The 26239-nt window shown below is 59.4% G+C and carries 18 protein-coding genes; 15 read left to right on the top strand and 3 right to left on the bottom strand.

The features are described 5' to 3' along the window. Positions 1–47 precede the first annotated feature (47 nt). The 7 genes from FY528_RS02420 (at position 48) to FY528_RS02390 (ending at position 10521) form a co-directional block, all read left to right on the top strand. The gene (locus FY528_RS02420) at positions 48–1334 is read left to right on the top strand and encodes an erythromycin esterase family protein (RefSeq protein WP_187631964.1); all 1287 of its coding nucleotides are present in this window, start codon (positions 48–50) and stop codon (positions 1332–1334) included. Continuing rightward, on the top strand, positions 1331–2440 hold the full coding sequence (locus FY528_RS02415; RefSeq protein WP_187631963.1) for a sensor histidine kinase: 1110 nt from the start codon (positions 1331–1333) through the stop codon (positions 2438–2440). Before FY528_RS02420 ends, FY528_RS02415 begins: the two co-directional genes overlap by 4 nt. A gap of 15 nt (positions 2441–2455) precedes the next feature. Next, entirely contained in the window at positions 2456–3238 is a 783-nt protein-coding gene (locus tag FY528_RS02410; RefSeq protein WP_149069409.1) for a LytR/AlgR family response regulator transcription factor, read from the top strand. Positions 3239–3414: 176 nt separating this feature from the next. Continuing rightward, positions 3415–4686 carry a phosphopyruvate hydratase gene (eno, locus tag FY528_RS02405; RefSeq protein ID WP_149069408.1) on the top strand — a complete coding sequence of 424 codons (1272 nt, stop codon included), beginning with the start codon at positions 3415–3417 and terminating at the stop codon, positions 4684–4686. 83 nt (positions 4687–4769) lie between these two features. Next, positions 4770–5084 carry an FtsB family cell division protein gene (locus FY528_RS02400; RefSeq protein WP_149069407.1) on the top strand — a complete coding sequence of 105 codons (315 nt, stop codon included), beginning with the start codon at positions 4770–4772 and terminating at the stop codon, positions 5082–5084. A gap of 89 nt (positions 5085–5173) precedes the next feature. Further along, positions 5174–9910 (top strand): CARDB domain-containing protein, encoded by a 4737-nt coding sequence (locus tag FY528_RS02395; protein WP_149069406.1) that lies wholly within the window; start codon positions 5174–5176, stop codon positions 9908–9910. 149 nt (positions 9911–10059) lie between these two features. After that, positions 10060–10521 carry a hypothetical protein gene (locus FY528_RS02390; protein ID WP_149069405.1) on the top strand — a complete coding sequence of 154 codons (462 nt, stop codon included), beginning with the start codon at positions 10060–10062 and terminating at the stop codon, positions 10519–10521. Here FY528_RS02390 and FY528_RS02385 read toward each other — a convergent pair. Both FY528_RS02385 and hscA read right to left on the bottom strand, forming a co-directional pair. Beyond that, positions 10518–11723 carry an anhydro-N-acetylmuramic acid kinase gene (locus FY528_RS02385; RefSeq protein ID WP_262383885.1) on the bottom strand — a complete coding sequence of 402 codons (1206 nt, stop codon included), beginning with the start codon at positions 11721–11723 and terminating at the stop codon, positions 10518–10520. The genes FY528_RS02390 and FY528_RS02385 overlap by 4 nt on opposite strands. Before the next feature lie 178 nt (positions 11724–11901). Beyond that, complete coding sequence (hscA, locus tag FY528_RS02380) at positions 11902–13764, bottom strand: Fe-S protein assembly chaperone HscA (protein ID WP_149069403.1); 1863 nt, start codon at positions 13762–13764, stop codon at positions 11902–11904. A gap of 388 nt (positions 13765–14152) precedes the next feature. On the opposite strand from hscA, the gene FY528_RS02375 reads away from it, so the two are divergent. The 7 genes from FY528_RS02375 to FY528_RS02345 all read left to right on the top strand — a co-directional run bounded on the left by FY528_RS02375 (position 14153) and on the right by FY528_RS02345 (position 22618). Next, positions 14153–16267 carry a DUF4331 family protein gene (locus FY528_RS02375; RefSeq protein WP_149069402.1) on the top strand — a complete coding sequence of 705 codons (2115 nt, stop codon included), beginning with the start codon at positions 14153–14155 and terminating at the stop codon, positions 16265–16267. A 77-nt stretch (positions 16268–16344) separates the two neighbouring features. Then, complete coding sequence (locus FY528_RS02370) at positions 16345–17679, top strand: tetratricopeptide repeat protein (protein WP_149069401.1); 1335 nt, start codon at positions 16345–16347, stop codon at positions 17677–17679. A gap of 33 nt (positions 17680–17712) precedes the next feature. Next, positions 17713–18396, top strand: coding sequence for a HupE/UreJ family protein (locus FY528_RS02365; protein ID WP_262383884.1), 684 nt, complete (start codon positions 17713–17715; stop codon positions 18394–18396). Between the two features lie 10 nt (positions 18397–18406). Continuing rightward, a complete protein-coding gene (locus tag FY528_RS02360) occupies positions 18407–18799 on the top strand; it encodes a hypothetical protein (RefSeq protein WP_149069400.1) in 393 nt (130 codons plus the stop codon). A gap of 110 nt (positions 18800–18909) precedes the next feature. Next, on the top strand, positions 18910–21210 hold the full coding sequence (locus tag FY528_RS02355) for a TonB-dependent receptor (RefSeq protein WP_187631962.1): 2301 nt from the start codon (positions 18910–18912) through the stop codon (positions 21208–21210). Between the two features lie 64 nt (positions 21211–21274). Beyond that, complete coding sequence (locus tag FY528_RS02350) at positions 21275–22102, top strand: murein L,D-transpeptidase catalytic domain family protein (RefSeq protein WP_168681463.1); 828 nt, start codon at positions 21275–21277, stop codon at positions 22100–22102. A gap of 18 nt (positions 22103–22120) precedes the next feature. Then, positions 22121–22618, top strand: coding sequence for an SMI1/KNR4 family protein (locus FY528_RS02345; RefSeq protein WP_149069397.1), 498 nt, complete (start codon positions 22121–22123; stop codon positions 22616–22618). A gap of 59 nt (positions 22619–22677) precedes the next feature. Here the strand turns inward: FY528_RS02345 and FY528_RS02340 are convergent, their stop codons facing one another. Continuing rightward, the gene (locus tag FY528_RS02340; RefSeq protein WP_149069396.1) at positions 22678–25044 is read right to left on the bottom strand and encodes a T9SS type A sorting domain-containing protein; all 2367 of its coding nucleotides are present in this window, start codon (positions 25042–25044) and stop codon (positions 22678–22680) included. 329 nt (positions 25045–25373) lie between these two features. Between FY528_RS02340 and FY528_RS02335 the strand changes: the two genes are divergently transcribed. Continuing rightward, the gene (locus tag FY528_RS02335; RefSeq protein ID WP_149069395.1) at positions 25374–26201 is read left to right on the top strand and encodes a murein L,D-transpeptidase catalytic domain family protein; all 828 of its coding nucleotides are present in this window, start codon (positions 25374–25376) and stop codon (positions 26199–26201) included. Positions 26202–26239: the final 38 nt, after the last annotated feature.

The following is a 26239-nucleotide window of genomic DNA, read 5'->3' as shown; positions in this document are numbered from 1 at the left end:
TCCTTCACGCTACTCCTTTCGCTACAATGACTACCAACGCCTTTTCTTTGAAAACCCTGCTTTGTGCCGCTACCTTCTGGTGGGGAGCCACGCAAACCCACGCGCAATCGGCCGAAGCCGTACCACCTGCGGCGCGCTTCGTGGGTGTACCCACATCGGCTATACAGCTGGGGAGAAAAGAGGCGTTTCCGGCTTTCGATGAGGCCTTTTATCAGAACGAGCTGTTTCTGCTGGGTGAAGCCCATGGGGTACAACGCCCCCAAGAAATAGACCTGGCCCTGCTCAAGCACCTGAACGAGCGGGCCGGCGTACGAACCTACGTGGCCGAAGTGGACTGCGCTAAAGCCTACTACCTGAACGAGTACCTGCGCACCGGGCAAGAGGCTACGCTGGACCTGATCTTCCGCAGTTGGAACGCCGAAACCTCGCAGTGGGCCAACCAGGCGCTAAAGGCAAAATTCCAGCAGCTGCGCAGCTGGAACCAGACGCTGCCCAAAAAGCGCCAGATTCGTTTTCTGGGGCTTGACCAGCTCCAGGATTTGCCGTTGGCGGCGGACTACCTAACGGCCCTGCTGCCACAAAAAGGGTTAGCACCGGACTTGCGCACCCAACTGGACTCGGTAACGGTGCTGCTTCGGCAACCGCAGCCAAGTGGAGCTGTGCTGGCGGGCGTGGCCCAACGTACCTTACTTGCCCTGCAGCAGCCGGAAGCCCACCACCGCGCCACGCTTGGCCAGTGGTATGAGGAGGTACGGCACCTGCTGGTAGGCGCTACGCAGAACCGCAACAACATGCTGGTGCGGGAAAAGAATATCTTCGCCAACTTTCAGGCTCTGTATGAGGCTCAGCACTTGGCCGGGCAGAAGCTGTACGGCTTCTGGGGACTGGCGCACGTGCTGCAAAGTCCCCTGCAAAGCGGCGCTACCTTGTTTGCCGGGCTGGTGCGCCAGAGCACCCTGCCGGTGCACGACAAGGTGGTGTCGTTGATGTGCGTGTTTGCCGATTGTCAGATGCTGCTGCCGGGCAACTTCCTGCCCTCGGCTGGTCCGGCCCCGCGCTATGTTCAATCCAACAAGTTCAACCACGATGGCCCGCTCACGCTCATCGATGGTATGCCCGAACTGAAAGCGCAAACCCAACCAGGTAGCACTACCGTGTTTCAGTTGAACGCCCCCACGGCCGTGACCAACCAACAGCCTATTCGGGTAAGCTACGCCGCGGGCGTGCCCAAGGGGCAGCAGATTCACTTTCGGCCGGAGTTGCCGGCCACGGCTTATGTGCAATATCTAATTCTGGTGCGCAACTCGGCCGCCGTGCAGGCCCTGCAGCCGTGAGCACGCTCCAAGCCCGGCACCTAGTAGCCGAAAAGCGTACTTGTCCGGCTCGCCGCTTGCCTTACATTCGCACCATGACCTCGTTTCTGCTCAAGCACCGCCTCACGCGTTCCGATGCCCGGCTGGTTCTGGCCTATTGGGCCGTGGTGGCACCCGTGCTACTGCTTCAGTACGTATCGGATACCGGGTGGAGCGGGTGGCGGGCCCTGCCGGTAGTTGTGGTAACAGTGATGTTCGATACCGTCACGGTAGCCATAATTGTCAGTCAGTTTCTGCCGCTTTTTCTGGAACGCAAGCACTGGTCGCGGCTGGGGCAGGTGCCGGTGTTCTTGCTGGTAAGTGGAGGACTGTACCTGATTGTGTACGGCAGCCTGCTCGGGCACCGCATCGATTTGTCGGGCATGCGCATTGTGCTGGGGGCGGTGGCCCATGCCAAAAGCTACGGGCTACTGGCGGTACTGCTCACGGCCAAGCGCTACTTCGACCTGCAGCAAAAGCTCCTGCAGGTGCGCCAGGCCCAGACGGAAAGTGAGCTGCGCAACCTCAAAGCCCAGCTCGACCCACACTTCCTCTTCAACAACCTCAACGTGTTGCGCGCCCTCATCCAGCACGACCCAGCCGAGGCCAACGAGTTCCTCAATCGTTTTGCTGCCCTTTACCGCTTCCTCATTCGCTACAAGGACGAGGACTTCGTGCCGCTGGCGGAGGAGCTGCGTTTCGTGGAGGAATACATCTACCTGCTCCGGCACCGCTTTGGTACGGCTTACGACTTCCGGCAGACGTTCCCCGAAGGCATTGACCTAGACCGGCTGCTAATCGTTCCGGGCACGTTGCAGCTGCTGGTTGAAAACGTCATCAAGCACAATGCCGGCAACGACGATGAGCCCCTACTGATTACTATCAGCGTTACGGAAACCACCTTAGCCGTCACCCACCCGCGCCGCCCCAAGCTGACGCCGGTTGACTCGACTGGCACCGGCCTGGCCAACCTGCGCGAGCGGTACCGGCTGCTGGGTAATCGGGAAATCACGGTAACGGCTACAGCCGCTACCTTCGCCGTGGCCGTGCCGCTGGTGGCTGCCGCTCAGGTCTACCATGCTGCCTAAGCGGAAGAAGAACCGATGACCATACTGATTCTGGAAGACGAAGAGCCAGCCGCCCGGCAAACAGTGCAGTTCCTGCAGCAGGCCGGTCTGTGCGCTACTGCTCCGCCTATTGTGCGCAGCGTGGCGAAAGCCTTGGAGTGGCTCCAGGCTAACCCCATGCCGGATTTGCTTTTCTCGGATATCGAGCTGCTCGATGGCAACGTGTTTTCGCTCTATGAGCGGTTTCGCGTTACGTGCCCCATCATCTTCACCACGGCTTACGACCAATTCCTGCTGCCCGCCTTCCGGGGCAATGGCATTGCCTACCTGCTCAAGCCCTTCACCTACGAGCAGTTTCAGGAAGCCTTGGCCAAGTACCACTTACTGCAAGGCAGCTTTGCCCAGCCGGCTGCTCCGGCGCTTAGCTCAGAAGTGGTGCGTGAGCTAAAGGAGGCGCTAAGGCTGGGAAGTCAGCCCACGTACAAACAGCGCTTCTCCGTGCGGATGCGCAACGGCCTCTTCATTCTGCAGATCGAGGACGTAGCCTACGTGCAGGCCGACGAAGGCGTGACCTTCGCCGTAGATGCGGCAGGTACCCGCTACCCGCTCAGCGGCACTCTCACGGAAGTAGAGCGGCAGTTGAACCCTGCGCATTTCGGGCGCCTAAACCGCTCCGAGCTGGTCAACATTGCTTTTGTGGAGAAAGTCGAGCCTTATTTCAACAACCGGCTGGCCGTGAAGCTGCGCGGCAAAAACGAAGTAATCCTGACCACCAGCGCCGCCCAGACGCCCGAGTTCCGCCGGTGGCTGGAAGGGTAGGGGCAGGCGGCTACGCTTGCACACGCTTTTTTCGGTGCTGCCTTAGCATATGCTGATTTAGGGCTGGGCTAAAAGTACCAATTGAGTACCTTGCTGCCGCAACTCAGCAACCTGGCCTGTGGGCAAGAAGGCCGAGCGGCCCAAGCGCATTCACTTATCAACCCAACCTTTTTCTCATGAGCATTATCACCGAAATCCACGCCCGTCAGATTTTTGATTCACGCGGTAATCCCACCGTGGAGGTAGATGTGACTACCGAAAGTGGTACGGTAGGCCGCGCCGCGGTGCCCTCGGGTGCCAGCACCGGCAAGCACGAAGCCGTGGAGCTGCGCGACGACGACAAAGCCAAGTACATGGGCAAGGGCGTGCTGAAGGCGGTAGAGAATGTGAACAGCAAAATTGCCGAAGAGCTGGTGGGCTTCTCGGTGTTTGAGCAGGGCCTGCTCGACAAAATCATGCTGGAGCTGGACGGCACGCCAAACAAAGCCAACCTGGGTGCCAACGCCATTCTGGGAGTTTCGCTGGCCGCTGCCCGCGCCGCCGCTGCCGAAGCCGGCATGCCCCTGTACCGCTACGTGGGCGGCGTGAATGCCACCACGCTGCCCGTACCCATGATGAACATCCTGAACGGCGGCTCCCACGCCGACAACAGCATCGACTTCCAGGAGTTTATGATCATGCCCGTGGGCGCCCCCACGTTTGCCGAGGCGCTGCGCTGGGGCACGGAAATCTTCCATCACCTGAAAAACGTGCTCAAAAAGCAAGGTCTGAGCACCAACGTAGGCGACGAAGGCGGCTTTGCTCCCAACATCAAATCCAACGAAGACGCCATTAAGGTAGTACTGCAAGCCATTGAAACGGCGGGCTACAAGCCCGGCGACGACGTGATGATTGCCATGGATGCGGCGGCTTCCGAATTCTACTCCGATGGTCACTACCACTTCAAGAAGAGCACCGGCGACAAGCTCACTTCCTCGGAAATGGTAAGCTACTGGACCGACTGGACCAAGAAGTACCCCATCATCAGCATCGAAGATGGCATGGACGAGGACGACTGGACGGGCTGGAAAAACCTGACCAACAGCATCGGCAGCACCACGCAGCTGGTGGGTGACGACTTGTTCGTGACCAACGTAAACCGTCTGCAGCGCGGCATCGACGAGCAGATTGCCAACGCCATCCTCATCAAGGTAAACCAGATCGGTACGTTGTCGGAAACCATCGATGCCATCAACCTGGGCCGCCGCAACGGCTACAAGAGCATCATGAGCCACCGCTCGGGCGAGACGGAAGACAACACCATTGCCGACCTGGCCGTGGCCCTCAACACCGGCCAGATCAAAACCGGCTCGGCTTCCCGCTCCGACCGCATGGCCAAGTACAACCAGCTGCTTCGCATTGAGGAGGAACTGGGCGAAGTAGCGTACTTCCCCGGTCGCAAAATGTAGTAGCAGTAATTTTACTTCAGAGTTGTAAAATTTTAAGGAGCCGGTCTGTACAGATCGGCTCCTTTGCTTTACCTTTGACTTCTATGTATTTGAATACGATGCTGGAGCGGGTGCCCGGTTTCCTGCGGAGCTTTTATTTCCTGGCCGGGGCCTTGTTCCTGGGCTGGATGTTCCTGTTCGATGCCAACGACTTTATCAAGCAGTATGAAGTGTACGCCAAGTGGCGGGAACTGAACACGGAAAAAGAATACTATCTAAGTGAAATTGAGAAAGTGAAAAAAGACCGCGCAGAGCTGCTGAGCAGCCCGGAGCTACTGGAAAAGTTTGCCCGGGAGAAGTACATTATGAAGCGCCCCGGTGAGGACGTCTTCCTGCTTGTTCCTCAGACCGAAGAATAAAATCCACTCTTATTGGCCGCCTGGTTTGCCGCCGCGGAGGGGGCCGGTGCGTGTATTATCCCCGCTTGTTTTGCCCTTTTACTGCTTCTATGATGAAACTGTACCGTTTATTTACCTGCCCTAAATGGGCTGCCCTTAGTGTGCTGCTGCTGGCATGTACCTGGTTTAGCTCCACGGCTACCGCGCAGAACTACAACATTCCGGCCTCGGGCACGGCTTCCATTACCACGTGCGAAGGCACCCTCTACGACGATGGTGGCGCTAATGGCAACTATACGGCGTATGCCAATGGGGTCATCACCATCAACCCGGGTACCAGCGGCAGCAAAATCAAGCTGGAGTTCAGCTCCGTCTCCACCTACTACTACGATGAGATAACCATCTACGATGGCAACTCTACCTCGGGCGCGGTGATTGGCACGTTCACCAACTCGGCGAACCCCGGCACGGTGTACGCCACCAACAGCACGGGGGCCCTGACGGTGCGCTTTGCCACCAGCTACTACAGCTACTCGGGGTTTGCCGCCAGCATCAGCTGCGTGACCACGGTGCCCAAGCCAGACCTGGCGGTGCAGGGAGCCTCCGTGCAGCCGCTGTCGGTGGTAGCGGGCAACAACGTGTACGTGACGTCGTCTATCTACAACCTGACGGGTACCACGGCCACCAGCAGCTCGGTGGGCTACTACCTATCTGCCGACTCTAAGTTGGACGACAGCGACATTCTGGTGGGCAACTCGACCGGCAGCAGCCTGGCCGTGGGCAGCTCCAGCTACCGCGAGGCCTCCGTGCAGATTCCGGCTACTACCATCACGGGTAGCTACTACATGCTATTTGTGGGCGACTACCTCGATGCCGTAACGGAAAGCAACGAGCAGAACAACATAGCCAGCGTGTCGCTGAACGTGATACCCGCCTCCGTGGACCTGGTTATGCTGCAGGCCAGCGTGTCGCCTATTTCTACGGCTCCTGGTAATGCCATCAGCCTGACTTCGTACATCAAGAACAACGGCAATACCGCTTCCAGCTCCAGCAGCATCGGCTACTACCTGTCTTCCGACAACAAGCTCGATGGCAACGACCAACTGCTGACCTCTACCTACGGCAGCAGCTTGTACGCGGGCTACTCCAACTACGCCAACGCCTACACCAACATTCCGACCTCGGTTACGCCGGGATCTTACTACGTGCTGTTTGCCGCCGATTACCAGGGACTGGTGGAGGAATCCAACGAGGACAACAACGTAACGGCTGTGGCTATTACGGTGGCCAAAGCCAGCATCGACCTGGTTCCGACCCAGTCGCAGATCAGCACTTCGACTACTACGGCTGGCACTACCATTTCAGCGGCGACCTACATCTACAACCAGGGCAATACCACGGCGGGTACTTCCAGCGTGGGCTTCTATTTGTCGACGGATAACAAGCTGGATTCCAAAGATGTGCTCCTGAATTCGGTGACCGGCTCTTCGCTGGCGGCTAACGTGAGCAGCTACCGCGGTGCCTATCTCACGATTCCGACTACCACGGCCTCCGGCACCTACTATCTCCTCATTGCCGCCGACTACCAGGACAAGGTAACCGAGTCCAACGAGACCAATAACGTGAGCAGCCTCACGCTGAAAGTGGAGGACCCCTACGTGGACCTGAACGTGCAATACCCATCCTTGGGCACTACCTCGGTAGCCAGTGGCAGCAGCGTATCAGTTTCGGCCTACGTGTACAACCTGGGCAACTCTACGGCCAGCGCTTCGAAAGTAGGCTTCTACCTTTCCAAGAATACCTCCCTCGACGGCAACGATGTACTGCTGCAGTCGAGTTCGGTGAGCGGTATCAGCGCGGGCAACTACGCATACCCCTACACAACCGTGCAGATTCCATCGACCACGGCCGCCGGCTCGTACTACATCCTGTTTGTGGCCGACTACGAAAACTCCCTGAGCGAAAGCAACGAGCAGAATAACGTAGCCTCTTATGCCCTCACCGTTATCACGCCGGGCATCGACCTGTCGATCTACTCGGCTTCGCTGTCACGCACTTCGGTGGCGGCCGGCGGCAGCGTAACCTCCTCGTTCTACGTGTACAACAGCGGCAATACGTACTCGGCTTCCAGCAACGCGCAGGTGTACCTCTCCAAAGATGCCACCCTGGACAACAACGATGAGCTGCTGACCACTTCCACCGGCGGCTACCTCTCGGCCTACGATTACTCGTACCGCTCCTTCAGCACCACCATTCCCAGCACCACCACGCCCGGGGCCTATTACGTCCTGCTGGTAGCCGATGCCACCAACGCGGTATCCGAAACCAACGAGCAGAACAACACCACGGCCATCAGCTTCACCGTAGCGGAGCCCTTCAATGGTACAGTGGTGCCCACCTCCGGGAAAACGAGCGTTACCACCTGCGGCACCAAGATCTACGACAACGGCGGCACGGAAAACTACGCGTCCTATACCAGCGGCACACTGACTATCTACCCATCGACCGCCGGGGCCAAAGTACAACTGGATTTCACGCAGTTTTCGCTGAACTACTACTCCTACCTGTACATCTACGACGGCCCCGACACCTCGTCGCCGCTGCTGGGCTCCTACACCTACTACAACGTAGCGCCGGGTACTCTTAAAGCCACCAACAGCACCGGGGCTATTACGGTGGTCTTCAGCACAGACTACTACGTTTCCACGGGCTTCGAAGCGACGGTTTCCTGCATCGGCGCCACCGAAAACCCTGACCTGGCTCTTTCCGCCGCCACGTTGGGCAGCACCAGCATTAATGCAGGTAGCTCATTGTCGGCCTCGGTGAAGGTGACGAACTCGGGCAAAGCCAGCGCCAGTGCCAGCACCGTGGGCTACTACCTGTCTACCGACAACGTTTTCAGCACCAGCGACGTGCCCTTGGCTACGACTACGGGCGCTTCTCTGGCTGCCGGTGCATCGGCTACCCGGAGTGCTACGCTGGCTATTCCGTCTGGCACGGCTGCGGGTTCTTACTACGTACTCTTCGTGGCTGACCCCTCGGAGCAGGTCACGGAAACCAACGAAACCAACAACGTGACGTCGGTGAGCCTGAAGGTAACCCGGCCCCAGCCCAACCTGGAGCTGGCGTCGGCTACACTGTCGGCTGCCTCCGGGCTGCCCGGGGCGGCGCTTACCAGCAGCGTTACCATCAAGAATACGGGCACGGCCAGTGCCACGGCCAGCACCGTGGGCTACTATCTGTCCAAAGATGCTGTCTACGATGCCGCTGACGTGAGCATGGGCCAAACCACGGGCGGAACCCTGGCGGCTTCGGGCAGCGCTACGCGCACGGGCTCGTTCAGTATTCCAGCGGCTACTACGGCCGGCAGCTACTACGTGCTGTTTGTGGCCGATGCGCAGGGCACCATCATGGAAAGCAACGAAACCGACAACGTATTGAGCGTGGCCCTGACGGTGAAAGCCACCCAGGCTGACCTAACTCTGGCTTCGGCTACCCTGGGCAGCAGCACGGTTGTAACGGGCAATACTGTTACGACTTCGGTCAGCATCAAAAACCAAGGCTCGGCTTCGGCCGCCAGCAGCACCATCGGCTACTACCTCTCAGCCAACACGACTTGGGATGGCAACGACGTGTTGCTGAAAACCGTGACGGGTGCCAGTCTGGCCGCAGCGGCTTCCGATACGCGCACCAACTCCCTCACGATTCCGGCCACCACAGCGGCCGGCAGCTACTACGTCCTGTTTGTGGCCGACCCTCAGAGCAGCGTAACGGAAGGCGACGAAACCAACAACGTAGCCTCGGCTAGCTTGGCGGTTACCGCTCCAGCAGTGGCTGACCTTTCCCTGGCCTCAGCTACGTTGCAGGCCGCAACGGTTGTAAAGGGCAGCACCGTATCATCCAGCGTGCAAATCAGCAACTCCGGCAATGCAGCTGCATCGGCCAGTACCGTGGGCTACTACCTCTCCAAAAACACCACGCTGGACGCCACCGACGTAAGCCTGGGCCAGACAACAGGTGGTGCCTTGGGTGCCAATGCCAGTGCTACCCGTACGGCGACGCTCACCATCCCGGCCGCTACCGTGGCGGGCGGCTACTACGTGCTGTTCGTGGCCGATGCGCAGAGCGCGGTGACGGAAAGCAATGAAACCAACAACGTAGCTACCGTTGCGCTGGCGGTTACTGACCCGGTGGTAACCCTCATGCCGGACCTCACTTTCCTGGCTTCATCCACCACGCTGTCGGCTTCGGCGGGGGCGGCCGGCAGCTCCCTTACGGTGAGCAGCACGTTCACCAACGCCGGCACGGGTTCAGCCAGCAGCACGCCCTTCGCCGTGTACTTGTCGACGGATGAAAACTTTGATGCCGCGGATATCAGTCTGGGCGGCGCCGCAGGCACTACCCTGGCCAGCGGAGCTTCCAGCCAGCAGCAGCTGACGGTGACGGTGCCAGCCACCACCACGGCGGGCAACTACTATTTGCTGGTAGTGCTCAACCCGGATAATACGGTAGCGGAAAGCAGCACCACCAACAACCTGGCCCGGGTAGCCTTCACGGTAACCGTGGCCACGGCCCAGCAGGAGCAGACCGCCGGCTTAACTATTGGAGTGTATCCGAATCCGGCTTCGGCGGGCTACTTCCGGGTTTCGCTGCAGGGCGCCACGGCTTCGGCCGAGGAGGCTACGCTCACGCTGTTCAACAGCATTGGACAGCGCCTGGAGCAACGCACCCTGCCGGGTAGAACCGGCGTGGCTACCTTCTCCACGCGTGAGCTGAGCCAAGGCGTGTACCTGCTGCACATCACCGGCAACAACCTGCACGTAGTGAAGCGCGTGGTCGTCGAGTAATAAACTTGCCTTCTTCGCCAGGTGTACAACCGGCGGTATCCAGTTCAGGCCCCGGCCAGCTGGGTGCCGCCGGTTTTTCTTTGCGGATAACTGAGTTATTTTAGCAACAGTGGTGTTGGAAGGTCACCTAATCTGACCTTCTCAAATCTATGCGCCTTCCCAAGTTGCTGCTGACTACCCTGGGGCTGTTGAGTGGCACACTGCTGCAGCCAGATTCGCGGGCGGAGCCCAAGCCCCTGTCTCAGGTACAAGTGGCCCGGCAGTTTCTGCTGGCAGTCCTGCGGGCCGACTACCCAACGGCCTACGGTTTCCTGGAGGCGGGAGTAGCCCAGCGCCTGACGCCCGTGCAGTTTGCGGCGGCCATGCAACCCGTGTACGCGCAGGGCCAGCAGTTCGGGCCCGACTTTGCGCTGTACAAATTGGGCTTGCGCCTGGGCGAGGGAAATACTATTCGGCCCTTTTGCGCTTTCACCTTCAAAAGTGATACGCTGGCCGGAGCCCCGCACGTGCAGCTGGATGTTTCGTTTCGCGACTCGGTAGCTACGCGGATACTGTATTTTACCCCGGTGCCAGCTGCTGCGCATCAGCCAAGCCTGCCGCTTGTTCCTTAGGCTGGCAAGGAAATCTTGCCGCAGAGCACGGCTGGAATGCCCGCCAGCGGAACCGCCAGCGGGGTGCCTGCTACCGTCTCGTTAGCGAGTAGCGCAAACAGAATAGCTTCTTTGGCATCGGGCGGCACCCCCAGCGAGCTGGTAGTAGCGAAGGTGCAGGCTGGTAAGCGGCGCTGCAAGGCGGCCAGCAGCGCCGCGTTGTGCACGCCGCCTCCACTAGCGTAGATAGCCAGGGCGGGCTGCTTCCCGCAAGTTTGTTCCAGCGCAAGGGCTACGCCGGCCGCACTTACTTCCGTGAGCGTAGCCAGCAGATCTTCCAGAGGTAAGTGCTGCGTCTGGGTACGCTCCTGCGCCTGGCGCACATAAGCAGCGCTGAATAGCTCGGGGCCGGTGGTTTTGGGAACCGGAGCCGTAAAAAAGGAGGCGTTTAGCAAATGGGCCAAAAGCCCGGCGTGTACCTTTCCGGCTGCGGCCAGCTTTCCACCTTCGTCATAAGCCAACTCCGGCAAACGTTGTCGAACCGTGGCATCCAGCAGCGTATTGCCCGGCCCGGCATCGGTGCTGAAGGGTAGGAGCGAAGCATCCCCAAGACGGGGCAGAAAAGTGAAGTTGGCAATGCCCCCCAGGTTGAGCAGGACGCGGGCTTCCGTCGAGCTACTTAGCAGCAGATAGTCGCCGTACGTGGCCAGTGGAGCCCCTTCGCCGCCCGCGGCTACGTGCTTTTGCCGAAAGTCACTGACCGTAATGATGCCCGTGCGCACGGCCAGCTGGTCTCCATCGCCGAGCTGTAGAGTAGCACTGCGCCCCGCAAAGTCGGGTTGCTGGTGCTGGTGGTGCGGGGCGTGAAATACGGTTTGGCCGTGGCTGGCAAGCAGGTCTACTGCCTCGGGTGGCACCTGCCAGGCGCGCAGGCAGTCCAGGACCATGTCAGCGTGCAACTGACCTATCCACGGATGCAGGAGGGTAAGATACTCCAGGCTCACCTGGGGCTGCGCAAATACCTGCCGGATGCGGTGGCGCACCGTATCGGAGTACGGTACGGTGGTAAACTGCTCCAGCTCCAGCTTGGTGCTGGTGCCGTGCCCATGCACGCAGCACAACGCCACATCCAGCCCATCCAACGAGGTGCCCGACATCAGCCCCACCACGCGGCGGCTGGGCTGCTGGGCAAGCTGGTAGAGGCGGGCAACGTGCGGGTTCAAGGGCTTACGTGCTTTGGTGAACGTATGGGCGCAAAAGTCAAAGAATGTCATCCTGAACGGAGCGAAGGACCTTGCTACATCCACGCAAAGGTTGTGCAGCTGTGCATAGGTCCTTCGTTCGGTTCAGGATGACTTCCTGAAGAAGTTTCTGGAGGGCAAACAGACAAGCCCTGTTCGGCTAGTCTATCTTCTTTCCGGCCATGGCTTGGCTGATGGAAATGTTCATCACCCGCTCGGCGAAGGGGCGCGTCAGCTCCTCTAGCTCATCTACGGCCTTTAGAATAACGTCTTTCTCCTGAGTGGTAAGGGCCGCTTTGAGCTGAGCCACGCCGGCTGTCGTCTGCGTGATTTCCTCGGCGGTGAGGTGCTGGCCGTTTTTCGCCACGAAACGCTCCACTTGGTAGAGCATCTGCTCGGCTACGGTGCGGGCCTCAATCACCATGCGGGCGGCAATATCCTCCCGGGCATGCGTCATCGAGTCCATGAGCATCTGCTCCACCTGCTCGTCGGTGAGGCCGTACTGGGGCTTGATTTCCACGGCCTGCCGGGTGTTGGAGCGCAGTTCTATGGCTTCCACCTTCAGAATACCATCGGCATTCAGGATAAAGTTGACGTCGACTTTGGGCAGACCGGCGGGCATGGCCGGAATGCCACGCAGGTCGAACTCGGCCAGCTTGCGGTTTTCCTTCACCAAGTCCCGCTCACCCTGGTACACCGAAATCTTCAGGTTCACCTGCCCGTCCACGGAGGTGGTGTACTGGCGGCCGGCTTTCGTGGGTATTTTGGAGTTGCGCGGGATGATGGGGTCCATTAGTCCACCAAGGGTTTCGATGCCCAGCGTGAGGGGCGTCACGTCCAGCAGCAGCACGTCGCGGCGGTTGCCCCCCAGGATGTCGGCCTGAATGGCGGCGCCCAAGGCTACCACTTCGTCGGGGTTGAGGGAATTGTTGGCGGGCTGCCCGAAAAACTCCGAAACGGCGTTGTATACCAGCGGCACGCGGGTAGAACCACCTACTAGTAGCACCGCCGTCAGGTCCTGGGGCTGCAGCTTGGCATCGGCCAGGGCTATGCGGCAGGAAGCAATCGTGCGCTCCACCAGCGGCCGAATCAGCGCTTCAAACTCCGGGCGCGTGAGGCGCAGCACCAGGTTGTCGTGGAAGTTGGCTCCGAAGTCGTCGTGCTGGCTGAGGTAGCGCTTGGCGGCTTCGGCCAGCAGGCGCAGCTCTTGCTGCAGCGGGCCGTTGTCGACTAGCGTGGCGGCCAGGTTGTGCTGCTGAGTCCAGTGGTTGATGATGGCGCGGTCCAGGTCGTCACCACCGAGGTAGGTGTCGCCGTTGGTGCTGAGCACCTCGAAAATGCCCTGGTGCAAGTGCAGGATGCTAATGTCGAAGGTGCCGCCGCCCAGGTCGTACACCGCCACGGTTTTCTCTTCCTCGGGGTCGAGGCCGATGCCGTAGGCCAAGGCCGCCGCCGTAGGCTCGTTCACGATGCGCAGCACTTCCAGCCCGGCCAGGCGGCCGGCGTCGCGGGTTGCTTGGCGCTGGGAGTCGTTGAAATAAGCCGGCACCGTAATCACAGCCTTGTTGACGGGCGTTTTCAGGGCGTGCTCGGCGCGGGCGCGCAGCTCCTTCAGGATTTCGGCCGACAGCTCGATAGGGGAGTAGAACTTCTCACCCACCCGGATTTTCACCAGTCCCTCAGAGTTGTCGTCGATGACTTTGTAGCCCAGGTCGGCGGCGTGCTGGCCCAGGTCTTTGTACGACTTGCCCAGCAGGCGCTTCACCGAGTAAATGGTATTCTGCGGGTCGGTGAGCAGGTATTCCTTGGCCTCCGTGCCTACTAGGGGCGTTTCGCCCCCGGCCGGGAAGTGTACCACCGAAGGCACGATGGTGCCGCGGCCCTGGTCGTTGATGGCTATGGGGTGGCGGCCATCGGGGTGGATGTAGGCTACTAGCGAGTTGGTAGTGCCCAGGTCGATGCCGACGATGATTTCTTCCTGCTGAATACTGCCAGTAGAGAGGTTGATTGCAACTTTAGCCATAGCAAAAAAGAAGCGCCCCTAAGGCGCGAGAAAGACGAAATACTACGAGAACAGCCCGCGGGGCAAACCGTTTTGCAGGCCACAAAAATAGCGAAGAATGCGCGGGGGGCGCACAGTTGAGATTAGCCCTAATTATGTACTGAAATAACTTCAAATAAATCAATCCGGTTGAGCTTGCCTGGCCGTATGTAGTCTACGTTTCGCCCGCGCTGATTTATCCACTGTTCTTATTACCAGCTGATTATTCACCAGCTACCCGCGCCTGCCCGATAAGGCAGCGTCTTTCCTGCTAAGTACTTCTTGAATTTCTTTTTCCACTGGCATTTCCTGCCTGTCAGGGCGCGTCGTGGCTATTTCTATCCTTTTTCACTTAACCCCCACATTCCGCATGAAGAAATTTACTCGCCCGATTCTTTCGGTGGCGCTGGCTGCGCTGGGCGCGGCCGGACTGGCAGTCTGGAGTAGCCAGACAACGCCACTGGAAGCATCAAGTCACCGGGAAGCCCCGCTCATTGCGGATGACCCGCTGGCCGACAATACCGATGTGTACGCCTTCCGCGACCCCAGCAACGATGAGCTGGTGACCATTATTGCCAACTTCATTCCCTTCCAGCTGCCGCAAGGCGGGCCCAACTATTACCACTTCGGGGAAGACATCCGGTACGAAATCCACATCAAAAACGACGCCACCACCACGGGCGACGATATTACGTACCGCTTCACCTTCACCCGCACCAACGAAGACCCGACCACGCACTTCAACATTCGCCTGAAAAAGGAGAACCTGAAGACGACCTACAAGCTGGAGCGCATCAAGGGCGGTGCTACTACCACGCTGGTTAGCGCTGGTACCGTACCACCCTACAACGTAGGCCCCCGCGCCATTACGGGTGCCGCCGGGCTGGCCGCTGCCAGCTACGAGTCGCTGATGAACGGCGCTATTGAAACGGCCGGCGGCAGCAAAGTATTCTGCGGCCCCGTTGATGACCCGTTCTTCGTAGACATTGGAGCTATTGAAGACCTGGGCGGCCTGCGCCCCGAGAATGCCCGCGACGGACTGTACCACAAGAATATCAACACCATTGCGCTGCAAATCCCGATTTCGGAGCTGCAGAAGGATGGCAAGACCGTGGATAAAGCCACGACTATTCTCGATGGTGACTTCGTGATTGGGGTGTGGGCTTCGGCCAGCCGCCGCGCCATTCGTACCCTGAAAACCAACGGTACACAGGAGCACAGCGGCGACTGGGTGCAGGTTTCGCGCCTGGGCATGCCCCTCACCAACGAGGTGGTGAACCCCATCGGCAACAAGGACGAATACAACGCCCGCACGCCCTACAACGAAAACGCTGCCTTTAACGCAAACTTCGTGAACCCCGAGTTGGCCCTGTACATGGCCGACGACGCGCCCAAAGCGCCAGCCGCGCCCAAACCGGCCGGCCAGACGTACTACGGCGAGGCCGTGCCCGGCTTTATGAAGCTGCGCATCCAGTCCAAGTCGTTGGCCGGCCGCCCCGGCTTGCCGGCTTCCGGCTTCGACTTCCGCAACGGGGCCGATGGCCTATCGGTGCTAACGACGGCCCAGCGCGCTGGAACCGTGTTTGCCGATGCTACCTTCGGTCCTATTCTGCTGCAGGCAAACAACCCCCGCTCCGTCGATTTGCTGCCTATCTTCATGACGGGTGTGCCTAATTTGGTGCCCTATCAGCTAGCTACCGGCAAAACGGGTGGCAACCCCCTCACCGCTGGCAAGCCCTTCATTAACAACTTCCTGCCCGTAGTCGGCGACATGCTGCGCCTGAACATGGCCGTGCCCGTTACCGACCGCAAATCGGCTGACTTCAGTTCCGAAGGTCTGCTAGCCGCCGCTGTATTGGGTCTGACGGATTCGCGCTACAACGCCAACGCGACGCTGCAGGCTATTCCGAACATGGACGGTTTCCCGAACGGACGCCGCTTGGAGGATGACGTGGTTCGGATTGAGCTGCAAGCCGTGAGCGGTGCCGTACTGGCCGCCGTGGGCCTCTGGTACGACGACTTTGACGCCGCCGCTACGAACCCCGTAACCCAGCAGCTGCAAAACGTGCTAACCTTCACAACGGGCGTAGAAAAGAACGATACCACGCTGAAAGCTACGTTCCCCTACCAGCAAACTCCTTGGTCGGGCACCAAAGCGCAGCCTACCGTAACGTCGCAACGTGGCGGATCGGGCCTGGGCCTGCAGCCTCAGCTGGCGGAATTGTCGCAGAACTACCCCAACCCGTTCGTAGGGCAGACTACGTTCAGCTACCGCATTACGCAGCGTATGCCCATCACTATCACCATTGTGGACATCAACGGCCGCGTAATAGCTACGCCGGTGCGCGACAAAGTAGTGAAGCCCGGTACGTACGAGTTTGAATGGAAGGCTCCCGCCGGCATGGCCAGCGGCTTGTATATTGCCCGCCTCTCCACGGGGCGTACGATGCTGCAGTCGGTGAAGCTGCTGAAAAACAAAGAGTAAGTATTTATTAACGATGTAACCGTCCGGTCGCTGCAAGGCGGCCGGACGTGTGCATTGTGCCCACATTACCTCATCATATGACAACACCTCGACGCATTTTATACGCCTTGCTGGTCGTAGGCTTTATCGCGACGGTAGGTGCCTTGCTACTCCGCCGGCCAACGGCTCCGCTTCCGCAGCTTAAGATTCGGCAAGGTGCCATGGCCGCCGGGGGCGAGTGGCTGAACACCCGCAAGGCCGTAGCAGGTTTGCAAGCGCGTCTGCGGCAGCAGCCCAATGACCACGAGGCCCAGCTACAGCTCGCCCAGGCGTTCATGCAGGAAGGCCGTGTCACCGGCGAGCATGCCTACTACGATGCCGCAGCTGTGCAACTGCTGGATCGGGTCTTACGCGCTGAGCCCGACAATTTCGAAGCCCTGTGCTGCAAGGCGTCCCTTAGCCTCACCCAGCACCATTTTTCCGAAGGCCTAGAGCTGGCGCGGCGCGCTCAAGCAGTGAATCCGCACAGTGGCTTTGTGTACGGGCTACTCTGCGATGCCAACGTAGAGCTGGGCAGCTACGCCGCTGCCGTGCGCATGGCCGATAAAATGAACCAGATTCGCCCCGACCTGACGGCTTATTCCCGCGTGTCTTACCTGCGCGAAATCCACGGGGACCTACCGGGCGCTGTAGAAGCTATGCAAATGGCCGTGCGGGCCGGCGTGCCGGGCATGGAGCAAACCGAATGGGCCCGCGTGACGCTGGGCCATTTGTACGAAATCACCGGCAACCTCGAGCAAGCCGAAAAGAACTACCAACAGTCGTTGCAGTACCGGCCTTCCTACGCCTACGCCCTGGCCGGGCTGGGCCGCGTGGAGCGGGCCCGTCAGCGCTACCCGGCTGCCATTAAGCAACTGGAAAAAGCCCGTACGCTGGTAGCCGACTATGCCTTCACGGATGAGCTGACGGACGTATACCGCCTGAACGGCGAGCCGCAGAAAGCTCAGGCTGCTGCCCGTGAGGCCATTCGGCAGCTTGATGCCAGCGCCGATGCCGCTGAAGCCGATGAAAACGTAGGTCACTATGTAGACCGGGAACTGGCTTTTGCTTACCTCAAAACCAATGAGCTGAATAAGGCGCTGGAGCATGCCCAAATTGAGTACAAGCGCCGGCCCGATAACATTGACGTGTGCGAAACCATGGCTTGGGTGCACTACAAGCGGGGAGAGTATGCCGCCGCCGCGCAGTACATGAAAAAAGCCCGCCGCACCAACTCGCAAAACCCCACCCAACTGTGCCGCGCCGGCCTCATTGCCCTCAAAACGGGGCAGGCCTCTGCCGGGCAGGCGCTGATCAAGCAGGCCTTGGCTATTAACCCCTATCTGGAAGCTGACTTGGCCGATGAAGGCCGCAAGCTGCTGGCCGTGCGCTAAGCCAGGCCACGTACTTTCTTTGATTTCTCGCGCATGCACCGACTTTTTGTTGCTCGTCGTTGGTGGCCCGCTCTGGCGGGTTTGCTGCTGTGGCTGCTGCCGCGGCTGGCCGAGGCCCACGTGCTCGACCAGGACCTAAGCAAACTGTCGCGCACCGATGTGCTATCGACTTACTTGCTGGTAGGCTACAAGCACATCCTGCCGCTGGGGCTGGACCACATCCTGTTTGTGGTGAGCTTGTACTTGCTGGAGCCTAAGCTGCGCTCGGTGCTTTGGCAGGCTACGGCCTTCACCGTGGCCCATTCCATTACGCTCGGCTTGTCGATGTATGGGTTTATTTCGCCGCCGGCATCCATTGTCGAGCCGGTTATTGCCCTGTCCATACTTTTCGTGGCGCTTGAAAATATCATCACCGAACGGCTTAACCCGTGGCGGCTGGCCGTGGTGTTTGGCTTTGGCCTGATCCACGGTATGGGATTCGCCAGTGCGCTGACTTCGGTAGGATTACCGCAGACATCTTTCCTGGAGTCACTCTTGGCCTTCAACGTAGGTGTGGAGCTTGGGCAGGTTACCGTGATTCTATTGCTGTATGCCCTTATTGGCCGCTGGTTTGCGGGCAAGCCCTGGTACAAGCAGCGCATTGTTATTCCGGCTTCCGTCGTCATTGGGTTGATTGCCGCTTACTGGACGGTGGAACGGATTTTCTTTACTGCCTGATTTCTGCTGCATGCGCTCCTGGCTGGTGCTATTACTACTACTCAATTACCTGCTGATGGTAGGGGCCGGCCTCGTGCACCGGCCCGACAGCCTGTTGCGGGAGCAGATAGCGCACCCATATCACCACAGCGCCATGTGCCAGCAGGAAAACTACCTGCGCCTCGACTGTTTTGAGCGTTGCAACGGTAATCAGCGCGCCTGGCACCCACGCACCGGTCAGGACTCGCCCCTGCACTTGCTGAGCTTGCTGCACGGCTTGGATACCCACCTGCTGGCGGCGGTAGTCCGACCAGATGCTCCGCTTATGGCCTTCCAGCAGCCAGAAAACCTTACATGCTGGCCTGCCGCAGCAGTGCCCGCGGGCGTGCGCACCGTTCTGTTTGCGCCTCCCCGCCGGGGATAAGTGACCCGCAACCGCTCAGTAGAGCCCGGTTGCAGCGTTGTCTTATTCCCAACCTTGAGGTTGTCCGTCCGGTCATGCGGCTGGGATGCAGCCTCAGTACCCTATTTCGTATGCATCTTTCTCTACGAAGCTTCCCGCTGCGTATTGCCTTTCTGTGCCTTTTTTGCTGCTGGCAGGCGCAGGCCCAAACGCCAACTCCGGGCCTTGCGGGCACTATTCTAGCTACCGCTACCGATTCTGCCTCCCGTCAGCCGCTCAACGGTGCCGGTGTGTGGCTCGATGGGCAACCGAGTGGCTCAACAACTGATGCGCTGGGGCGCTTTCGGTTAGCAGCCGTGGCCCCAGGCTCACATACCGTGCGAGTAGGCGCGCTAGGCTACCGGCCCCATACTCAGCAACTAACCGTGCAGCCCGGCGAAACCACAGCGGCTCTATTCACGCTGCCAAGTGTGCCGCTTAATATTGGCGAGGTGACGGTAGCGCAGCAGCAGGACCCTAACCAGAGTATGGCGGCCATTTCGCACATTGACCGGGCGTTGCGGCCGCTCAACTCAGCCCAGGACTTACTGCCGCTGGTGCCCGGCTTATTCATTGCCCAGCACGCGGGTGGGGGCAAGGCGGAACAAATTTTTCTGCGCGGCTTCGACATCGACCACGGCACCGACTTCAATGTGAGCATTGACGGGCTGCCGGTGAATATGGTAAGCCACGCCCACGGCCAGGGCTACGCCGATTTCCACTTTGTCATTCCCGAAACCGTTGATCAGCTGAAAGTCTACAAAGGTCCATACTCGGCCCGGTTCGGGGATTTTGCCACGGCCGGCGCGGGAGAGTTTACCACCAAAACGTCCTTGGAGCGCAGCCAGGCAAAAGTGGAAGTAGGCCAGTTTGATACGCGGCGGGCATTACTGTTGCTGAATGTGCTGCCGAAGGATAAGCACCTGCTGAGCAAGCGCACCGAAAGCGCCTACGTTGCCGGCGAATACTACTTCACCAATTCCTACTTCGACGCCAAGCAGCACCTGAACCGCTTTAATGGGCTAGCAAAATACACCGGTTTGCTTTCTGAGCGCACCTCGCTGATGGTGAGCGGCTCCCACTTCGCCTCCCGGTGGGATGCCTCGGGGCAGGTGCCGGAGCGGGCCGTGAAAAGCGGCCTTATTTCGCGCTACGGCAGCATCGACGACTCTGAAGGGGGCAGCACCAGCCGGGCTAATGCCAACGCCATTATCACAGTGGCCCTGCCGCACGACGCCGTGCTCAAGCAGCAGGTGTACTACTCGCGCTACCAGTTTGATCTGTTTTCCAACTTCACTTTCTTCAAGGAAAACCCCACGCAGGGCGACGGAATCCGCCAGACCGAGGCCCGCAACCTGTACGGCTACCTGGGCACCTACGAGCGGAGCACCGCGCTGGGGGCTCGCACGTTGCGCACCCTGGCCGGCATTGGTACCCGTATCGATGATATAAACCTGGCTTTGCGCCACGCCGTGCGCCGCACCACCACCGATACCATCGTGAGCGGGCGGGTGTACGAGCAGAACTTCAATGCCTTCGTAGAGGAAAACCTGCTGCTAAATGACCGGCTAACGGTGAATGCCGGCCTGCGGCTCGACTACTTCCGGTTTGCGTTTCACGAGGACCGGGACGCCGCGCTGTCGGGCCGAGCCGGTAAAGCGCGCATGAGCCCCAAGCTGAACTTCTACTACGACCTGAAGCCCACGGTACAGCTGTTTGCGCGCTCCGGTTTCGGATTCCACTCCAACGATGCCCGGGCCGTGGTGACCAACCGCACGGCGCAGGTGCTGCCACGGGCCATTGGCTACGAGGTGGGTAGCACGTTCAAGCCTCGTCCGGCACTGGTGGTGAACATAGCCCTTTGGGCCCTGCACTTGCAGGACGAGCTGGTGTACGTGGGTGATGAAGGTGTGACGGAAAGTGCCGGCCCCACCCGCCGCTTCGGTACCGATATGTCGGTGCGCTACCAGCTTAGCCAACGCCTTTACGCCGATGTAGACCTAAATTACAACCACGGCCGGGCCGTTGGCCTGCCAAAAGGGGAGAACTACATTCCGCTGGCCCCCGGCTTTACCAGTATTGGAGGGCTTACCTACCAGCGCTCTGGCGGACTAAGTGGCAGCTTGCGCTATCGGCACCTCAACGACCGGGCTGCCAACGAAACCAACTCAGTACGCGCCCGCGGGTACTTTCTGCTTGATGCGGTACTCAGCTATACCCGCCCCCGCTTTCAGGTGGGAGCCAGCGCCGAAAACCTGCTGGATGTGGCATGGAACCAAGCCCAGTTCGATACGGAAAGCCAGCTGCGCACGGAATCCGAGCCAGTGTCGGAATTACATTTCACGCCGGGCACGCCGTTTTTCGTGAAGCTGAACGCCAGCGTATTTTTCTAACCTGCTTGTTGGCTTGCATTCGGCCCGTAACTGCGAACTTTAGGCCGTGCTGCTTTTCGAATCCTTGATTTCTGCTGCGTGGGCTGGGCGCCTGGGGCTACTTCTAGGGCTGCTGTTCCTTTCAGCCGCTTGTCAGTCGCCGGAGGTTGCGCGTCAGGAGCTGCGGGCTGGGCCGCTGCCACCCAGGCCGGCGGCAACGGTGCTGGTGCCAGACTCCCTGCAGCTGACGCCCCTAGCACCCCTGGCTGCCGTCCCCGATTCGTTGCGGCGAACTGTGCAGGTTTTGCATAAGCGCCTGGGGCCGGCGGCGGCAACGCTACGTCCGGCCGTGCTGGAACGGGCCTGCATAGGCTACCTCAACCTGCGCAAGGCCGGGCGGGTGCGCCGGGCCGGGGTGCTGGCCGTGGCCGACATGGATTTGCCGTCCTCGGAAAAACGCTTGTGGGTGATAGATCTACGCAAGGCCGAAGTGTTGCAGCACAGCCCCGTGGCGCACGGGCGCGGCTCGGGCCACCTACGGGCCCGTAGGTTTTCCAACACCATCAAATCGGCGTGCACGGCCCTGGGCTTTTATGCTACGCAGGACACCTACGAAGGCAAGCACGGCCTCTCCCGCCGCCTGCGTGGTCTTGATGCGGGCCAGAACGACAATGCCCTTCGCCGCTACGTGGTGCTGCACGCCGCCGACTACGTAAGCCGCCGCCACTTGGAACGGCACGGACAAGCCGGCAACAGTCGCGGCTGCCCCGCCCTGCCTCCCGAGCAGTACCGCGCCATCATTTCCGCCGTGGCCGATGGCAGCTGCCTGCTGCTCAGCGGCCCTGGCCTGGAATCCAATTGGCTGGATGGTGCTTCGGCTGCCGAGAGGCTAGCAGCACGGGGGTGGATGTAGGCTCTTTTCTGCTTTTCGATGTTTTCATTGCCAGCGCTACTTCAGCAAATACAGGATGCCCGCAAACGGCTTGATGTAGAGTTTCACCTCAATGAAACCCAAAGCTGCATAGCTGAGGTAGAAGCAAGGCTGAACAGGCGTCTGCCCGAGGAAATACGAGCTTTCTATGCGCAGTGCCCGGGCTTTTGGACGAACGATGGACTGTTCCGGGTTCTTTCAATGGCCGATATACTGGTGGAACTTGAAGTGCCTGCTGCTACCAGCTCCAACACCAAACGACACTTTCCTGTTGCTGACTACATGATTTTTAGCGACGTATGGGAAGTAGTTCTCGATGAAGGGAATTCTGCGCGCTACGTCATTGTAAACTCCAACCACCATACCGAGGAGCCGGTTGTTCTGACCGACTCCTTGTACGAATTCATTAATAAGTTCTTACGTGAAGGCGTTTTCGAAGGAGAGGAAGTGGAAGGGTTGTACGGCTGGCGGAAAAGACTGAAAAAACTTTCGCAGTAACGAAAAAGAGCCACTGGAAACTCCAGCGGCTCTTTTTTACAAATGAACTCAATCGGAAACTACCGCACCATCACCTTGCTGCTGCGGTTCAGCTCGGGCGAAGAAAGCTGGTACACGCCAGCTGGCAGGCTTTCCACGCTCAGGCGCAGCTCGTTGGTGCCGGGGTAGAGGCGGGTGGTTTGCTGATGCACGAGGCGGCCGGTCAGATCGTAGAGGCGCAGAGTAGCCGTGCGCTGTCCTACCGACTCTACCACCACGTCGATGCGGTTGGCGGCGGTGGGGTTGGGGTACACGTGTAGGGCGTCGCTCAGCGCGGCTTCGGCGGTAACGTCCGTTACGGTAGCGCCACCCCGGGCCGTCATGGAGCCCACTACCGCCGTTGGGGCCGTGTAGGTCACCTTCACAAAAGCACGCTGGGCAGGGTTGGCGGTGCTGGCATTTTTGGCGCGCAGCGTAATCCAGCCCGCAGCCGTAGGCGTGTAGGTGCCCGTGAGGTTGCCAGTGCCGGTACGACTAGTCAGAATCGTGCCGCTACCGTTCACCAGCTCCACGGTGAGGCTGCGGGTAGCGTCGGTAGGGAACAGAGTATAGGTAACGGTTTTGCCGGCATCCGAATAGATGCGGCCTGCTGTACGATAAGCCGTGGAGGCGGCGGGTAACTGCCCACCCTGCTTTAGGGAAGAAGCGTGCGAGTCGCCCAGGTCGTTGGCCAACTCCCATTCCTGGGTGGTGGCGCGGCCTACCAGGTTGTAGCCGGTAGCCGCATTCACGGGCGCCCACACGGAGTAGCCGCGGCGGCCACCGTTGGCCGTGCCGTTGCAGGGGGGCGTGTTGATGGCTACCGTTTGCGAGCTGCTTACCGTTACGGTAGCGGTGCCGTTGGCGCCGGAGTAGTCTTTCAGCACGGTGCCCGGCGCAAAGTCACAGCTCACGGTATTGTTCTGCCAGGCGCTCCAGCTGTCGTTGATGCCAATAATGGCTTTGGTGCTACGCTCAATCACAAGGTGGTCGGCGGCCTGCCAGCGCACTTTGTAAGCGCCTTGCTTGAACTGCAGGTTCTGATGGCACCAGATCAGGTTTTCCAGGTCGCCGCGCACGGGTAGGTCGGTGGTGCTTTTGGGCGAGTGTGAGTAGCGCTTGCCAGTGTTGCCGATGTTGAACAGGTCTTCAAAGAAAATCTGGGGGGAGCCGTCCACGGCCAGGGCCGCGGCATACACGGCCGGCAAGCGCGGGTCGAAGGGGTCGATGTGCGGGGCCAGCTCCGAGCCAGTGTTCCAGCCGATATAGTTACCGGTGCTGCTCACCTGGGGGCGAAAGGTGTCGTGGTTATTCACGAAGGGCACGGTGCGGTGAACATACGTACCGTTGATAAGCACCACGCGGCGGCCTTGCTGGTAGCCGGGCAAGGAGCCGATATCGAAGTTGCCGCCGCCACTCACAATGTTGTAGAGGCCGTTGCGCAGCGAGAAGTCAAAGGTACCGGCCCGGTCCTGCACGTTGGTACACCACTGGTCCAGCTGGCTGGAGCCGCCTACCCATTCGCCCACGGCAAACATAGTGGCACCGCCATTGGCCCAGCCAGCGTTGCTTTGTAGGTTATAAAGGAAATCTTCCATGGCAAAGGCTGGAAAGTGCTTCACCGCATCCAGGCGCACTCCATCGAAGCCTACCTGCTTTTTGTACCAAATCAGCCATTCGCGCTGCTTATTGCGCATGTAGTCAGAGCCCTGGACCGGGTTGAAGGTGGCGTTGGAGCTTTGGCCGTAGGAGCCCGAGTAGTAGCTGATGTCGGGCCCGAAGAGCACAGCGTTTTCATCACCGCTGGTAGAGTTGTTGCCTACGTTAGGCGTGAAGTTGGGCCAGTTTTTCGAAAAGCGCCCGTCGCGGGCCAGGTAGTTGGCGGCGCTTTCGTCAGTAGCTGGCTTATTGTAGCTCACATAGCGGAAGTTCTTGTACTTGCTAGTGGTGTAGTCTTCCCAAGCAGCCGGGTCCTGCCCGCCCGCGCCGGTTGCCGAGCCGGCTCCATCGTTGTGGTTCAGCACAACATCCTGCACTACATCAATGCCGTTTGCGTGCAGAATAGCGACGCCCCGCAGCAATTCATCCTTATTACCCACGCGGGTGGCCACAAAACCTTTCTGGTATTTGTCGCCCAGGTCGTAGTTGTCGAAGGGCGAATAGCCATTGCCTTGGTTACCATTTTTAATGGTAGGTGGCATCCACACGGCGTCGATGCCCATTGCCTTCAGGCGGGGCGCCAGGTCGGCAATGTAGTTAGCCCAGCCGTTCGGGTAATTGGTGTTCCAGTAGTCCCACCAGAAGCCCTGTAGCACTACTTTTTGCGCGTGGGCCGGTTGACTGCCCAACACACACAATGCGGCGCCAGCCAGAACGAGTTTTTGTAACCATTTAATAGAAGTGTGCATGAAAGGTAAGGGGAATTTGGGTGATGAAAAATGGTAAAAGAGCAAAAATTCGCAATAGGCAGAGAGGATTTAACTATTGCGACACTAAATATAGAGAGTGTATATAGCATAATGGCTGTATGACATAATATTGTTATTCCGGGCAAGTGAGTAGTTACTCACGTTCATGGAAGACAAGACAAGTGCTTCCGTACGGAGCAGGCCAAGAAAGCTGTTTGCTCATCTTTAAAGGTTAGATCTTCTGGTGGGCGTTTGCGTATAAAGCAAGTCGGCAGGCACTTTTTTACTTGTGCTGCTGTTTTAATCCCTGCACTAATCAGTCCTTACCTATGGAAAAGCCGAGTGTAATTCGCCGCAACCGCCTGAAGCGCCGGGCACGTCGGGCGGCTCGTCGTATCCTGCCGTTCGTTGCTTCCCTGTTTTTGGCTACACCCCTGGCCACGCCTATGGGCTCGGCCAAAGCCACCGGGGCCGAGTATCGGGTGCCCACGGCTACAGAGCTGCGCACTTCGGCCTTCAACAGCACCGCTCACCAGTTATTTACTGAGCTGGGAGCGGAGGCAGCCGGCTTGCGCTACGAGGTTTTTCAGAAGGCACTGATGGGCTACCTGAACCTGCGCCACGATGGCCGCCTGAGCGAAGACAAGCACCTCCTGACGGTTATTGATTTCGAAAAGCCATCCACCGAAAAGCGCCTGTGGGTGCTGGATCTAGCCACCAAGCAAATCCTGTTCAACACGCTAGTGGCTCACGGCCACAACTCCGGTGAGAACCTGGCCACCAGCTTCTCCAACGAGAATGAGTCGAACATGAGCAGCCTGGGATTCTACGTAACTCAGGGCGAGTACCAGGGCAAGCATGGCCGCTCGCTCAAGCTGGAAGGCGTGGATGAAGGCTATAACGACAATGCCATGAGCCGCTCCGTGGTGATGCACGGCGCCGAGTACGTGAGCGAAGACTTCATTAAGCAGTTTGGCCGTCTGGGCCGCAGCCTGGGTTGCCCCGCCCTGCCCATGGACCAGTACAACGAAATCATCAGCACCGTAACGGGTGGCACCTGTCTGTTCCTGAACGGGGCCGACGCACAGTATTCATCCAAGTACCTGAACCAGGATATAGCGCTGCAAACCTATTTCCAGACGGGCGCCTTGGTATAGTCAGTTGCTTGAAAAGCAAAAGGCCCGGCCGCAGAATG

Origin of the sequence: Hymenobacter lutimineralis (genome assembly GCF_008271285.1) — a bacterium.
GTDB lineage: Bacteria > Bacteroidota > Bacteroidia > Cytophagales > Hymenobacteraceae > Hymenobacter > Hymenobacter lutimineralis.
Note: the sequence above shows the minus strand (reverse complement) of the source record. Positions and strands in the feature narration are given on the sequence as shown.

Coding starts and splice junctions, on each gene's coding strand:
- FY528_RS02410 (WP_149069409.1), top strand. CDS start 2,456: ATGACCATACTGATTCTGGAAGACGAAGAGCCAGCCGCCCGGCAAACA.
- eno (WP_149069408.1), top strand. CDS start 3,415: ATGAGCATTATCACCGAAATCCACGCCCGTCAGATTTTTGATTCACGC.
- FY528_RS02400 (WP_149069407.1), top strand. CDS start 4,770: ATGTATTTGAATACGATGCTGGAGCGGGTGCCCGGTTTCCTGCGGAGC.
- FY528_RS02395 (WP_149069406.1), top strand. CDS start 5,174: ATGATGAAACTGTACCGTTTATTTACCTGCCCTAAATGGGCTGCCCTT.
- FY528_RS02390 (WP_149069405.1), top strand. CDS start 10,060: ATGCGCCTTCCCAAGTTGCTGCTGACTACCCTGGGGCTGTTGAGTGGC.
- hscA (WP_149069403.1), bottom strand. CDS start 13,764: ATGGCTAAAGTTGCAATCAACCTCTCTACTGGCAGTATTCAGCAGGAA.
- FY528_RS02375 (WP_149069402.1), top strand. CDS start 14,153: ATGAAGAAATTTACTCGCCCGATTCTTTCGGTGGCGCTGGCTGCGCTG.
- FY528_RS02370 (WP_149069401.1), top strand. CDS start 16,345: ATGACAACACCTCGACGCATTTTATACGCCTTGCTGGTCGTAGGCTTT.
- FY528_RS02365 (WP_262383884.1), top strand. CDS start 17,713: ATGCACCGACTTTTTGTTGCTCGTCGTTGGTGGCCCGCTCTGGCGGGT.
- FY528_RS02360 (WP_149069400.1), top strand. CDS start 18,407: ATGCGCTCCTGGCTGGTGCTATTACTACTACTCAATTACCTGCTGATG.
- FY528_RS02355 (WP_187631962.1), top strand. CDS start 18,910: ATGCATCTTTCTCTACGAAGCTTCCCGCTGCGTATTGCCTTTCTGTGC.
- FY528_RS02345 (WP_149069397.1), top strand. CDS start 22,121: ATGTTTTCATTGCCAGCGCTACTTCAGCAAATACAGGATGCCCGCAAA.
- FY528_RS02340 (WP_149069396.1), bottom strand. CDS start 25,044: ATGCACACTTCTATTAAATGGTTACAAAAACTCGTTCTGGCTGGCGCC.
- FY528_RS02335 (WP_149069395.1), top strand. CDS start 25,374: ATGGAAAAGCCGAGTGTAATTCGCCGCAACCGCCTGAAGCGCCGGGCA.